This is a genomic window from Bacillus sp. FSL L8-0099, from assembly GCF_038006385.1.
GTDB classification, from domain to species: domain Bacteria; phylum Bacillota; class Bacilli; order Bacillales; family Bacillaceae_G; genus Bacillus_A; species Bacillus_A toyonensis.
Map to the genome: position 1 here is coordinate 4,480,083 of NZ_JBBOVC010000001.1, position 12,492 is coordinate 4,492,574.

The window sequence follows — 12,492 nt, forward strand, 5'->3', positions numbered from 1 at the left end:
AAAATTAAGACAATTAATATGATCGTTTCTCTAAAAAAATGTAATACAACCTCATAGTCTTCTCATAAATTTCCATATAGAATAGAAGTATATAGCTTCATATAAAAAAGGAGTTGATCGTTATATGTCAAAAAAATTATGTAAATCCGAAACTGATAAAATGCTATTTGGTATATGTGGTGGTTTAGGAGAATATTTTGATATTAGTTCTACTCTCATTCGTATCCTTTGGGTCATTGCTATTTTATGTTTTGGAACGGGATTTTTAGTTTACTTTATTTGTTTATTACTTATGCCACGTTCGTACTAATGGCATCACTTCCTATACTTAAGAAGAGCATATAAAAAATCACCTATAGAATTCTATAGGTGATTTTTTCATGAAGAGTATTTCATCGTTAAATGTAATACAGCCACTTCATCTTCTTCATTTTTATAGCTATGTTTCTTATTCGCTTCAAATTGAATGGAGTCAAACTCGTTTAATTCGTATACATCATTCTCCACTTGAATGGATACTTTCCCTTTCATTACCGTTACAAGCTCAATAGCACCTTCATGATGAGCTTCCGGTTCATATATACTATTCGCTCTTAAACAAGCACGGTGCATTTCCATCCCTGTTTCTTTCGTGTAACGGAACATCGTTTCTAAATGCCATGCTTGTCCTACATCTACTGCAAATCCTTCTCCGCAGCGCGCAACAGCTACAGGTTCTCCAACAACCATTAATCTCGATAAAGGTATCGATAACCCTTTCGTTATTTTCCAAATAACAGCTAACGTTGGATTCGTTTCACCTCTCTCAATTTTCCCTAATGTTAATTTACTAACTCCTGTTTTTTGGGCTAATTCTTCTAAACTTAATTTTTGTTCATTTCGAATTTGTCTTAATAGCTGACCTACTTGCTGAATGACTTCTTTCGTTTGCATATCTTCATGTTCTTTCATCTATAAAACCACCTTAAAGTATAAAATAGTTTACTTTTATTATCTTAAAGTATATTATACTATACATAATTATTTATTTTCAAAAGGAGTGTTATATTTCATGCGTGCAATATTATTAGGCCTCTTATCATCAGCCTTTTTTTCTGCAACTTTTATTATTAATAGAGCAATGAATGTATCTGGAACGAGCTGGGCTTGGACAGCTTCCTTCCGCTTTTTATTCGCTCTCCCTATTTTATTCCTTATCGTTTTATTTCGCAAAAACTTAGGTGGGTTATGGGCAGAGTTAAAAAAACATCCATTCGCATGGATCGGATGGGGTTCCGTTGCAGGGATTGGTTTCTATTCTTTATTAAGTTTCGCAGCTGTCTTCTCTCCGGCTTGGCTCGTTGCCGGAACTTGGCAAGTTACGATATTAGCAGGTTTACTTTTATCACCACTATTTTTCGTAAAAATAGAAACGAAGTCAGGTACAAAACTTGTACGCGGAAAAATTCCGCTTCGTAGTTTATATGTAGCATTATTTATTTTACTAGGTGTAATTTGTATGCAAACAACTGCAGCTGGACACATTACAATAACTCAGTTCATTTCAGGGTTTTTACCTGTCGTATTAGCTGCTTTTTTATATCCGTTCGGCAACCGAAAAATGATGGAACTTGTGGGGGGACGTCTTGATACATTCCAGCGTGTATTAGGAATGGCAATAGGCAGTCTTCCTATTACAATTTTACTTGGTATATACGGATTTTCTACTACTGGTATTCCAACATCCAGCCAAATGCTGCAAGGATTTTTGTTAGCTTTATGTTCCGGCGTCATTGCGACGATGACATTTTTCTTTGCCACTGACTTAGCAAAAGACAACCCCGCTTTACTTGGTGCCGTTGAAGCAACACAAGCTGGAACGATGGTCTTTACAGTACTTGGTGAAATTGTGTTCTTGAACGGTTCATTCCCTGGTGGCCTTTCCCTATTTGGAATGATTATTATTATGTTAGGAATGGTTGCAAATAGTATTTTAAACCGTTCTGTTCCAGTCATTAAACAGAAAAAGTCAGCATAACAAAAGATATGGTTCTTCTTCATAGAACCATATCTTTTTTATTGTCCCCCTATTTCGCCTTATCAGAATAGTATTTCATTGGCTGTTTATACGAAAACCTATGTTATAATACGTTTCATGCGCATTAATAGGAGGTAAATTATGTTAAAAAAAGCAATCGCTGAATTTATTGGTACATTTGTACTTGTATTATTCGGAACTGGAGTAGCTGTCACTGGCGGCGGAATTGAAGGAATTGGAACATTAGGAATCGCTATGGCTTTCGGTCTATCTATTGTAGCTATGGCATATAGCATTGGAACAATTTCTGGATGTCACATTAACCCAGCAGTATCGGTAGCTATGTTCATTAACAAAAGAATGAACGCTATGGAACTTTGTTATTATGTATTAGCTCAAATTTTAGGTGGTTTATTAGGAACTGCAACGTTAGTAACGATTTTACGCTCTGCTAAAACACCTTTAGATAATTTAGGACAAAATGGTTTCGGAACTCTTGGTTTATCTGGAGCATTTTTAGTTGAGTTCGTTTTAACTTTCGTATTTATTTTAGTTATCATAGCTGTAACAGGTAAAAAAGGAAGTTCTTCTTTAGCGGGACTAGTAATTGGTTTCACATTAGTTTTAATTCACTTATTAGGAATTCCTTTAACTGGAACATCTGTTAACCCTGCTCGTAGTATCGCACCAGCTTTATTTGTTGGTGGAGAAGCACTTTCTCAACTATGGGTATTCATCGTAGCACCAATTCTTGGTGGTATCGTAGCAGCTATCGTAGGTAAATTCATTTTAAATACTGAAAAATAGAATTTTCAATATTTCTGAATAAAAAAAGGCGAGCCCTCATTATGAGGAAGCTCGCTTTTTTATTCTTTTATTTTAGACTTTAAATTTGTAACTAATTGCTCTACCGTTACATTTGCAAGTACGTTTTCCATCGCTTCTTGCGCTTGCATTAAAATAATTTCTAATACTGATTGAATATTAGCTCCTACTGGACATTCAATGTTGGGATTTTCATGGAAGGAAAATAGATGTCCTTCTTCTACAACTTCCACTGCTTTATATACATCAAGTAATGTAATTTCTTCTAAATCACGAGCAAGTGTCGTACCACCTTTACCGGCTTGTACATCAACAAGTCCTGCTCTCTTCAACATTCCTGTAATGCGACGAATCACAACTGGATTTGTATTCACACTACCAGCAATCCATTCAGAGGTACAGCGAGAGTTTCGATCTATCGCAAGTAAAGTCAACATATGAACACCTACTGTAAAACGACTACTAATTCCCATCTGCACACCCTCCTTTGTATTCATTCTATTAAAAGACAACTCTTACTATTATATACTATTTTTAATTTATACATAAAGAAAAAGCATGATTTCAATAGAAAATCATGCTTTTCTCTCATTATTGACGCTTAATAAATTTTGCTAAATCTTTAAATTTCACTTTGTCTGAGTAATTCATTACACCATTTACATAGATACGACTTGTAACAGCGTTTAATATACCAATCGTCGCCAATAAGACTACTAATGTTATCGTAATTTCTAACATGCCTGCTTCACCGGCTACAATACGTGAGAAGGTAACCATCGGTGTAAAGAACGGAACGTAAGAACTTACAACAACGATAGTACTATTCGGATCACTTAATGATTTAATACTAATGAAGAATGCAGCCATAATTAAAATCATTATCGGGAAAGATACAGCTTGTAAATCCTCCGTCTTAGAAACAACAGCGCCAGCTGCAGCGTACATCATCGCATAAAGTAAATATCCCGTAATGAAATAAACAAGGAACATACTTATAACTTTTGCATCTAATTTTGTAAAGTCAATTGGAATTCCAAATAATGAGGCGTTTTCTAAATCGGCCCACCCTAACAAATAAGGAATAAGATAACCGCACGCTAATATGACCAGTTGTAATAAAGCTGTTGAAACAACTGCTAATATTTTCGCATACATCATCGTAAGCGGTTTTACTTTCGGCAGCATGACTTCCATTACACGTGACGCCTTTTCTGATGCAATATTCATTGCAATTGTATTTCCGAACGCGACAATAAACATATATAAAGCAAATGTAAAGAAATAGGCAATTCCGAAAGAAGAAGAGCGATCTTTTATTGCTTCTTGTTTCACTGAAATTTCAGTTTGCAATTGCTGTGCAATTTCTGGTGAAACATTATGCTTTGCAATTGTCACCATTGTATATTGTTGTTTGAAATAACTTGCCATGATTGCAGAAGTTGCTTGGCTAGGAAATCCATTATACATATACGTAACCTCTGGAGCTCCATTCTTTTCTATTACATGAAACAAACCATCCAGCTCACCGTCTTCTACTTGTTTATGCAGTTTATCAAAATCTGCTTTTGAACCAACCGTTATTTTTGCTGATGGTAATAGCTTAGTTAACTCTTCTTTTTGTACGTTGTATGTGGAACTTTCTGTTACAACTGCAATTTTATCTTTATCCTTACTTTTATCATTCCCTGAAGTAAAATGATTAAATGCAAAAATCCCAAATACAACTAAAAATAATATCGCACTCGTAATTAATGATTTTTTAGATAAAAACGCTTCTCTAAAATAAAATGAAAATACATGAGAAAATTTACGCATCGTTATTTCGCCCTCTCTACAAAGATTTCATTTAACGTCGGCTCTAACATTTTAAATTGGCGCAAGGTAACACCTTGTTCTTGCAATTGTTGTAAAATCTTTAGAGCTTCTGCATCGTCTTGTACTTTTATATAAAGAAGGCCTTGTTGTTTTTCATATGAAACATGTATAGCTTCTAATCCCTTTTCATTCTCTGCTGTATCTTCAATCGTTAAATTACGGAAACCATATTCTTTCTTAATATCACTTAACTGTCCTTTGACAACTGCTTCGCCTTTTTTCAAAATACATACATGTTGGCAAAAAGCTTCTACTTGTTCCATACGATGACTGGATAAAATAATTGTCTTCCCGCTCTGTACTTGTTCTTCAATAATGCTAGCTAACATCCCAGCATTGACTGGGTCAAGTCCGCTAAACGGTTCATCTAAGATGAGAAGTTCAGGATTATGAAGAAGAGCAGCAATTAATTGAATTTTTTGCTGATTCCCTTTTGAAAGCTCTCCTGCCGTTTTAAATTTGTATTCTGGAATTGCTAATCGCTCTAACCAGTGGTCAATGGCAAGATCTACTTCTTTTTTCGTCATTCCTTCTAATCTACCAAAATATCGCAGCTGGTCTATTACTCTACTTTTTGTATATAAACCTCTTTCTTCTGGTAAATAACCAATCGTTACCCCACTAGTCCCAAATGATTTTCCATCCCATGTAATAGAGCCTTCATTAGGCGTTAATAATCCGAGAAGCATTTTGATTGTAGTTGTTTTCCCTGCACCATTTCGTCCAAGTAATCCTAGCACTTCACCTTTTGGTAACGAAATTTGCAAACCGTTAACTGCTTTTGATTCCCCAAATAGTTTCGTTAAGTTTTGAATTTGTAAACTCAAAGTATAAAGCCTCCCCTTTATTATCATTCGTACTCTCTTTCAAAGATTATGTTTATTTAGGATAAAATATAGCACTACGCTTCATCCTCTTATATATAACATTACCTTTAATCCATCATTTGTTCTATTTAGTTAAAATTGTAAATAACAAAGGTTTATTTGTCAATTATAATTGTCATTACGACAATAAAACCTGTCAAAATGACTATCATTATTTTGCTCATCTTTCTAATATAGGACACACTACTATATATACAAAAGACAATATGCAAATGTTCATAAAAAATTTTTATATTTTAATATATAATATAAGATGATTTTCTAACATCAAGGAGGATACATATGAAGATGAAGAGGGGCATTACCACTTTATTATCTGTAGCGGTTCTATCTACATCGCTTGTAGCATGTTCAGGAACGACAGAGAAAACAGCAGCCAAAGAAGAAAAAGTAAAATTAACAGAACAGCAATTAATGGCTGATTTATGGTATCAAACAGCTGGTGAAACGAAAGCACTTTACTACCAAGGGTACAATATCGGTCAATTGAAGCTGGATGCAGCTCTTGCAAAAGGGACAGCAAAAAAACCTGCTATCGTACTTGATTTAGATGAAACTGTTTTAGACAACAGTCCTCATCAAGCAATGAGTGTAAAGACAGGAAAAGGCTATCCTTACAAATGGGATGATTGGATTAATAAGGCTGAAGCTGAAGCCCTTCCAGGCGCAATTGATTTCTTAAAATATACAGAGTCTAAAGGTGTAGATATTTACTACATCTCAAATCGTAAAACGAACCAACTAGATGCAACTATTAAAAATCTTGAGCGCGTAGGTGCTCCTCAAGCAACGAAAGAACATATATTATTACAAGATCCGAAAGAAAAAGGGAAAGAGAAACGCCGTGAACTCGTTTCTCAAACACATGATATTGTCTTATTCTTCGGTGATAACTTATCTGATTTCACTGGTTTTGATGGTAAATCGGTAAAAGATCGCAATCAAACAGTTGCAGATTCAAAAGCACAATTTGGTGAGAAATTCATCATTTTCCCTAATCCAATGTACGGTGATTGGGAAGGCGCTTTGTATGACTATGATTTCAAAAAATCAGATACGGAAAAAGATAAAGTCCGTCGTGACAACTTAAAATCATTTGAAGCAAAATAAAAGAGGATGGCATTTGCCATCCTCTTTCTTTATTGCATATTTCTCGTTAAAGGTAAAATAAACACTTCTACACGTCTATTTTTTGCTTTTCCTTCCGGTGTATCATTTGGTGCAATCGAACGGTATTCTCCGTAACCAATTGCACTAAATTTTCCTGGTTGCAAATCTTTATTTTGAAGTAATACCTGCATAAAATTAACGGCACGCTGTGTACTTAACTCCCAGTTTGATGCAAACTGAGCATTTGCGATAGGAACAGTATCTGTATGACCAGATACTGTAATCTCACGAGGTGATGCGGAAACAAGCAGGTTAGACATCTCTTTTGCAATCCCTAACGATTCTAATTTCACATCTGCTTTCCCCGAGTCGAATAGTACATTTTCTAATATTGTTACCATTAATCCTTTTTCAGTTAAATCGGTTTTAAAAGAAGACGATAATTGCTTTTCCTCAATATATTTATCAATACCTTTTTGTACCGCTTTTAATTCATTCATTTCTTGCTGCTTTACTTCAGCCTCAGCATTCTTTTTAATCTGCTCAGATTCTAAACTATTTGCTGACAACTCTTTCTCTTCATTCGGCTTCTGGTCACTTAAAAACTCTTTATTTCCTGTTCCACCTGCTAGTTCACTCCGAAAAGCTACTGCCATCTGTTTAAACTTCGCAGCATCTATACTACTCATTGCGAATAATACGATGAATAATGCAAATAACAACGTTAACATATCAGAATACGGAATTAACCACGTTTCATCGATATGCTCATCATGTTTTTTCTTTTTACCTCTTCTATTTTTTTTACTCCGCATTTTTTTCTGCTCCTATTTCTAGCTTTTTACGCTCAGTTGCAGAAAGTGCACCTAAAATACGGTTCTTCATAATAAACGGATATGTACCTTCTTGTAACATTAATAAACAATCAATAATTAAACGTTTTTTCTCGATTTCAGCTGCAGATTTTTGCTTTAACTTATTTGCAAATGGATGCCATAGTACATAACCTGAAAAAATACCAAAAATCGTTGCAATAAACGCACCTGAAATAGCATGTCCTAACTTGTCAATATCAGTTAAATTACCAAGCGCAGCTACAAGACCAATAACAGCACCTAAAACCCCTAATGTCGGTGCATACGTACCAGCTTGTGAAAAAATCGCCGCTCCTTTTGCATGCCTTTCTTCAATTGCTTCTAATTCAGCTTCTAAAATCTGCTCTAAATCTTCTGCGGATACGCCATCAATCACAAATTTCATACCACGTAAAAGAAATTCATCTTGAATTTTGTCTAATTGTTGCTCTAAAGACAAAATACCGTATTTTCTACTTTCAGATGTCCAATGAACAAATAATTCTAGCAACTGTTCGTAACTTAAATCCTTTTTATTTGAACCAAAAAGAACTTTAAATAATTTTGGAACCCTTTTTAGTTGATTCATCGGAAATGCAATACAAACTGCGGCAAATGTACCGATGAAAATAATTAATGCTGCGGCAGGATTCAATAAGGCTGTTACGTCAGCGCCCTTGACGACCATCCCTACTACTACCGCTACAAATCCTAAAATGAGTCCAATAATTGTTGCAAAATCCATTCCCATTCACTCCTAGTCTATACAAGAAGTTCTTTATTCTCGATAATCGCTACATCTTCTTATGTATATATATTACATAAAAAATTCAATTCATGAAAGATAAGAAATGAATTATATGAAAAAATACTACAATTTCACACATTTTCTGACATTTTCTTTGCATTTTCATTACGTTACGGCTCTTATATTTCCTTTTCAACAAACTAAACTTATAATAAAAACAATACATATTTTATTAAGAAAGGACTGTGATTACAAGGCATCATGAAAAAAATAATAATTATTTCTGCCGCTACTATTGTAATCGGTATCACATCTTTCGCTTATTTCAGTTCTGAATCACCATTACAAAATGGGGCGAAAGCTGTCGAAAGTCAAAAACATAGTAACCATCCAAAAGAAGAGATTCCTGCTTTTCCAAAAGCTGATCATAATGAAAAAAAACTAGATGATAATTTTTCCGTTGTAACAAATCCAGATTCTGCTCTTGTATTAGTCAATAAACATCGTAAATTACCAGATGGGTATATTCCAGAAGATTTAAAGAAACCGAACGTACCATTTACTAGTCCAAAAGATAAAGAGAAAACATTACTTCGTAAAGATGCTGCAGATGCGCTTGAGAAAATGTTCCAAGCAGCGAAAAACGAGGGGATAGAACTTACAGCAGTTTCAGGTTACCGTTCTTACAAACGTCAACAGTCATTACATAATACCTATATTAAGCGCCAAGGAAAAACTGAGGCTAATTCGGTAAGTGCAATTCCAGGAACAAGTGAGCATCAAACTGGTCTAGCAATGGATATTAGCTCAAAATCTGCTAAATTCCAATTAGAACCAATCTTTGGCGAGACAACAGAAGGGAAATGGGTTGCAAAACACGCCCATGAGTTTGGATTTGTCATTCGTTATTTAGAAGATAAAACAGAAACAACAGAGTACGCATACGAACCATGGCACTTACGCTACGTTGGTAATCCATATGCCACATACATATATAAACACCATCTAACATTAGAAGAGGCAATGAAGGATAAAAAATAAGAGAGCGATTCGCTCTCTTATTTTTGTATTCTCTTCTATTATTTTAGTAATTTCATCTTCCATTCTTCAGGCCACGGCTCGCCTCTTCCTGTTTTTTTCGATGCTTGTACCATCATACCGCGTCCAACTAAACAAACTTCCCCTTCTGCATTTTTGACCATATAGTGCAAATCTAAAGAAGAATTCCCAACTGTTTCTGCCTTTACATATACTTTCAACTGCTCATCAAAATATATTTGTTTGATGAAATTACATTGTAAATCTGCAACAACGATCATCGTTTCTGATGATTCATTTGTCCATTCTTGCATAAATCCAAGTTCTTTAAACAATGCGATACGTGCTTCTTCAAAATATGTAAAAGCAATGACATTATTTACATGTCCAAACATATCTACTTCACCGAAACGAACTTTTACAGGATTGTAAAACGAAAAACCACTTTCCCATTGCTTAAAGTCTTCAATATAAGAAATTCTCTTCATCATTTTCTCTCCTTTTCAATTACAAATATGCAGAATAAACTGAAAAATAACCTTATAAATATTGCCCCTTCAAATGAAGAGGCATATTTATTAATAGTTATTATCGCTACCAAAGAAATCTTTGAACGATTGAATTGTTGTATCACGGTTTAATGCTGCGATTGAAGTTGTTAATGGAATACCTTTCGGACATGATTGCACACAGTTTTGAGAGTTACCACAGTTTGCAAGCCCTCCATCTCCCATAATTGCACGTAAGCGATCTGCTTTGTGCATTTCACCTGTTGGATGCGAGTTGAATAAACGAGCTTGTGATAACGGTGCTGGTCCAATAAAGTCAGATTTACTGTTTACGTTTGGACATGATTCTAAGCAAACACCACATGTCATACATTTTGAAAGCTCATAAGCCCATTGACGTTTCTTCTCCGGCATTCTTGGTCCTGGACCTAGGTCATACGTACCATCGATTGGAATCCAAGCCTTAACGCGTTTTAATGCGTTAAACATACGACTACGGTCAACTTGTAAATCACGTACAACCGGGAATGTCTTCATCGGTTTTAAGCGAATTGGCTGTTCTAATTGATCAATAAGCGCTGTACATGATTGACGTGGTTTTCCGTTAATAACCATCGAGCAAGCGCCACATACTTCCTCTAAACAGTTCATATCCCATGCAATCGGAGTTGTTTGGTTCCCTTTTGAATCAACAGGATTACGGCGAATTTCCATAAGTGCCGAAATAATATTCATATTTGGACGATATGGAATTTCAAACTCTTGGTCAAACTCTTGTGCATCTGGTCCATCTTGTCTCGTAATGATGAGGCGGATTGTTTTCTCAGACATGTTGCTTATCCCCCTTCTCTTCACCCTTAGCAGCTACATCATGTTTTGAAGAATAGTCACGTTTACGTGGTTTAATTAATGAAACATCCACTTCTTCGTAATGGAATGCTGGTGCATTTCCTTCTCCCTCAAATTTTGCCATTGTAGTTTTTAAGAAGTTTGCATCATCACGATTTGGGAATTCCGGTTTGTAATGCGCTCCACGGCTTTCATTACGGTTATATGCCCCAATTGTAATAACACGAGCTAGCTCAAACATATTTGCAAGTTGACGTGTAAATGAAGCACCCTGGTTACTCCATCTTGCTGTATCGTTAATGTTAATGCATTTGTAACGCGCCATTAACTCTTCAATTTTTGCATCTGTTTCTAATAACTTTTTATTTTCACGAACTACTGTAACGTTATCTGTCATCCATTCTCCAAGCTCTTTGTGAAGAACATATGCATTTTCGTTACCATCAAGCGTTAAAATATTGTTAAATTTCTCTGTTTCGATTAATTCATTTTGCTCATATACACTAGATGAAACAGCATCAGATGATTTAGAAAGACCTTTCATATACTCAATTGCGTTCGGTCCTGCTACCATACCACCGTAAATTGCTGATAATAGTGAGTTCGCACCAAGGCGGTTACCACCGTGCATAGAATAATCGCACTCACCTGCTGCAAATAAACCTGGAATGCTTGTCATTTGCTTATAATCAACCCATAGCCCGCCCATTGAATAGTGAACCGCTGGGAAGATTTTCATTGGTAGTTTACGAGGATCATCTCCTGTAAACTTCTCATAGATTTCAATAATTCCACCAAGTTTAATATCTAGTTCTTTCGGATCTTTATGAGAAAGATCTAGGTACACCATGTTTTCACCGTTAATACCTAGTTTTTGCTCTACGCAAACATCAAAGATTTCACGCGTTGCAATATCACGAGGTACAAGGTTTCCGTAAGCAGGATATTTCTCTTCTAAGAAGTACCATGGCTTACCATCTTTATATGTCCAAACACGCCCACCTTCACCACGTGCAGATTCACTCATAAGACGTAACTTATCGTCTCCAGGAATTGCCGTTGGATGGATTTGAATAAACTCACCGTTCGCATAATATGCACCTTGTTGATATACAGCAGACGCTGCTGTACCTGTATTGATAATAGAGTTAGTTGATTTTCCAAAGATGATACCAGGGCCCCCTGTTGCCATAATCACGGCATCAGCTTGGAAACTTTTAATCTCCATAGTTTGTAAGTCTTGTGCAACGATTCCTCGGCACACACCTTCATCATCAACAACAGCTCGTAAGAAATCCCAACCTTCATATTTCGTTACAAGTCCTGCTACTTCGTGACGACGTACTTGCTCATCTAATGCGTATAGTAATTGCTGTCCAGTTGTTGCACCAGCAAATGCTGTACGGTGATGTTGTGTTCCACCAAAACGACGGAAATCAAGAAGTCCTTCTTCCGTACGGTTGAACATAACACCCATACGGTCCATTAAATGAATAATACCAGGTGCTGCTTCACACATTGCTTTAACTGGTGGTTGGTTCGCTAAGAAATCCCCACCATAAATTGTATCGTCAAAGTGGATCCATGGAGAATCCCCTTCACCTTTCGTATTTACGGCACCGTTAATTCCGCCCTGAGCACATACAGAATGTGAACGTTTTACTGGTACTAATGAAAACAGTTCAACATTTACTCCTGCTTCTGCCGCTTTAATCGTTGCCATTAAGCCAGCCAAGCCACCGCCGACTACTATAAGTTTCCCTTTCATGCTCTCCCA

Annotated in this window: 14 protein-coding genes; 5 read left to right on the plus strand and 9 right to left on the minus strand. The window is 35.9% G+C overall.

The annotated features are described in order from the left end of the window. The first annotated feature begins 124 nt into the window (after positions 1 to 124). Positions 125 to 310, plus strand: a complete 186-nt coding sequence (locus MHH42_RS22765) for a PspC domain-containing protein (RefSeq protein ID WP_000038412.1) — start codon at positions 125 to 127, stop codon at positions 308 to 310. Between the two features lie 68 nt (positions 311 to 378). On the opposite strand, the gene MHH42_RS22770 is transcribed toward MHH42_RS22765, so the two are convergent. After that, complete coding sequence (locus MHH42_RS22770; RefSeq protein WP_000658048.1) at positions 379 to 951, minus strand: helix-turn-helix domain-containing protein; 573 nt, start codon at positions 949 to 951, stop codon at positions 379 to 381. A gap of 100 nt (positions 952 to 1,051) precedes the next feature. On the opposite strand from MHH42_RS22770, the gene MHH42_RS22775 reads away from it, so the two are divergent. Both MHH42_RS22775 and MHH42_RS22780 read left to right on the plus strand, forming a co-directional pair. Further along, a complete protein-coding gene (locus MHH42_RS22775; RefSeq protein ID WP_070173812.1) occupies positions 1,052 to 2,017 on the plus strand; it encodes a DMT family transporter in 966 nt (321 codons plus the stop codon). Between the two features lie 141 nt (positions 2,018 to 2,158). Next, entirely contained in the window at positions 2,159 to 2,824 is a 666-nt protein-coding gene (locus MHH42_RS22780) for an aquaporin (protein WP_070173813.1), read from the plus strand. A 59-nt stretch (positions 2,825 to 2,883) separates the two neighbouring features. Here MHH42_RS22780 and MHH42_RS22785 read toward each other — a convergent pair whose 3' ends face one another. From MHH42_RS22785 to MHH42_RS22795, 3 genes are all read right to left on the minus strand, one after another. After that, the gene (locus MHH42_RS22785; protein WP_000512996.1) at positions 2,884 to 3,315 is read right to left on the minus strand and encodes an Rrf2 family transcriptional regulator; all 432 of its coding nucleotides are present in this window, start codon (positions 3,313 to 3,315) and stop codon (positions 2,884 to 2,886) included. 118 nt (positions 3,316 to 3,433) lie between these two features. Continuing rightward, positions 3,434 to 4,660, minus strand: coding sequence for an ABC transporter permease (locus MHH42_RS22790; RefSeq protein WP_070173814.1), 1,227 nt, complete (start codon positions 4,658 to 4,660; stop codon positions 3,434 to 3,436). Between the two features lie 2 nt (positions 4,661 to 4,662). Further along, complete coding sequence (locus tag MHH42_RS22795; RefSeq protein WP_000058105.1) at positions 4,663 to 5,547, minus strand: ABC transporter ATP-binding protein; 885 nt, start codon at positions 5,545 to 5,547, stop codon at positions 4,663 to 4,665. Between the two features lie 342 nt (positions 5,548 to 5,889). Here MHH42_RS22795 and MHH42_RS22800 point away from each other — a divergent pair, with 342 nt between their 5' ends. Then, positions 5,890 to 6,717, plus strand: a complete 828-nt coding sequence (locus tag MHH42_RS22800) for a 5'-nucleotidase, lipoprotein e(P4) family (RefSeq protein ID WP_000782780.1) — start codon at positions 5,890 to 5,892, stop codon at positions 6,715 to 6,717. 29 nt (positions 6,718 to 6,746) lie between these two features. Here the strand turns inward: MHH42_RS22800 and motB are convergent, their stop codons facing one another. Together motB and motA are read right to left on the minus strand one after the other, a co-directional pair. Then, positions 6,747 to 7,532: a flagellar motor protein MotB gene (gene motB, locus MHH42_RS22805; protein ID WP_001256738.1), complete on the minus strand. Its 786-nt coding sequence runs from the start codon at positions 7,530 to 7,532 to the stop codon at positions 6,747 to 6,749. Beyond that, the gene (motA, locus tag MHH42_RS22810) at positions 7,522 to 8,316 is read right to left on the minus strand and encodes a flagellar motor stator protein MotA (protein WP_000344856.1); all 795 of its coding nucleotides are present in this window, start codon (positions 8,314 to 8,316) and stop codon (positions 7,522 to 7,524) included. The genes motB and motA overlap by 11 nt, the downstream gene beginning before the upstream one ends. 264 nt (positions 8,317 to 8,580) lie before the next feature. Here motA and MHH42_RS22815 point away from each other — a divergent pair, with 264 nt between their 5' ends. Next, positions 8,581 to 9,360: a M15 family metallopeptidase gene (locus MHH42_RS22815; protein WP_000720189.1), complete on the plus strand. Its 780-nt coding sequence runs from the start codon at positions 8,581 to 8,583 to the stop codon at positions 9,358 to 9,360. Positions 9,361 to 9,398: 38 nt separating this feature from the next. On the opposite strand, the gene MHH42_RS22820 is transcribed toward MHH42_RS22815, so the two are convergent. The 3 genes from MHH42_RS22820 to sdhA form a co-directional block, all read right to left on the minus strand. Beyond that, positions 9,399 to 9,845, minus strand: coding sequence for an acyl-CoA thioesterase (locus tag MHH42_RS22820; protein WP_070173815.1), 447 nt, complete (start codon positions 9,843 to 9,845; stop codon positions 9,399 to 9,401). A gap of 90 nt (positions 9,846 to 9,935) precedes the next feature. Continuing rightward, positions 9,936 to 10,697, minus strand: a complete 762-nt coding sequence (gene sdhB / locus MHH42_RS22825; protein WP_001291830.1) for a succinate dehydrogenase iron-sulfur subunit — start codon at positions 10,695 to 10,697, stop codon at positions 9,936 to 9,938. Beyond that, on the minus strand, positions 10,690 to 12,483 hold the full coding sequence (gene sdhA, locus MHH42_RS22830; protein ID WP_070173816.1) for a succinate dehydrogenase flavoprotein subunit: 1,794 nt from the start codon (positions 12,481 to 12,483) through the stop codon (positions 10,690 to 10,692). Before sdhA ends, sdhB begins: the two co-directional genes overlap by 8 nt. Positions 12,484 to 12,492 lie beyond the last annotated feature (9 nt).